This is a genomic window from Bacillus cereus group sp. BfR-BA-01379 (genome assembly GCF_022663605.1).
Lineage (GTDB): Bacteria > Bacillota > Bacilli > Bacillales > Bacillaceae_G > Bacillus_A > Bacillus_A mobilis.
In genome coordinates, this window is record NZ_JAKUFT010000169.1 from 1 (window position 1) to 1,130 (window position 1,130).

Sequence of the window (1,130 nt, forward strand, 5' to 3'; positions counted from 1 at the left end):
CCGTTTTGATCAACGATTTTAAAGATAGCACCTTCAAGAGTAGAGTTGTCAATGTCGTCGACTTTAGTTAATTCCACAGCGCCCTTAGTTAAGCTATTGGTAGCAGTAACAGAAGCTGTAGCCGTTTGACTTTTTTCAACAGTAAACTTGATAGGGTTTTGATTTAAGTCGTAATGAGTAGGAGCTTTCGTCTCAATAAACTGATAGTCTCCCGGACGTAAATCAGAAACAGAGATTTTTCCATCTTTATCAGTAGTTAAATCAGAACGAACGTCGTTGCCGTTCATATCAACGATTTTAAATACTGCGTTCTTAAGAGCAGTACCGTCGACATCATCTACTTTAGAAAGTTCAACAGCGCCTTTCGTTAAGCTATTGGTAGCAGTAACGGAAGCGATTTTTTCTTGCCCTTTTTTAACTGTGAACTTAATAGGTGTTTCGTTTAAGTCATAATGAGTAGGAGCTTTTGTTTCGATAAACTCATAGTCTCCTGGTGGTAATTCATCTACAACTAAACGGCCGTTTTTATCAGTAGTTAAATCAGTGCGGACGTCGTGTCCATCCTTATTAACAATTTTAAATACAGCACCCTCAAGTGTTGTGTTTTCTTCAACATCATCCACTTTAATTAACTCCACACTACCTTTCGTTAAGCTGTTCGTAGCTGTAACGAAGACATGTTTTGTTTGACTTCTTTCAATTGTGAACTTAATAGGTGTTTCGTTTAAGTCATAATGAGTAGGAGCTTTCGTTTCAACAAATTGATAATCTCCTGGTCGTAAATTAGAAGCAGAAACTTTCCCGTCTTTATCAGTAGTTAAATTCGTGCGAACAACTTTACCTTTCGCATCAATGATGTTAAATACTGCATCAGAAAGTTTTGTATCTAGATTCATATCATCCACTTTAATTAATTCAACAGCACCTTCAATTAAGCTGTTAGTAGCAGTGACTTGTAGTTTCCCTGATTGGCTTTTCTTAATTGTAAATTTAAGCGGTGTGCTGTCTAATTTGTAGTGTTCAGGAGCTTTCGTTTCAACAAACTGATAGTCTCCTGGACGTAAATCTGGAACAGAGATTTTTCCAGATGCATCTGTCGTCAGATTAATGTGAACATCATTGCCATTACT

1 protein-coding gene is annotated in these 1,130 nt (G+C 37.0%); it reads right to left on the reverse strand.

Translation table 11 applies throughout. The annotated features are described in order from the left end of the window. Nucleotides 1–1,130 (reverse strand): SpaA isopeptide-forming pilin-related protein (locus MR113_RS27215; RefSeq protein WP_277929807.1); only part of this gene is annotated, 1,130 nt, incomplete at both ends.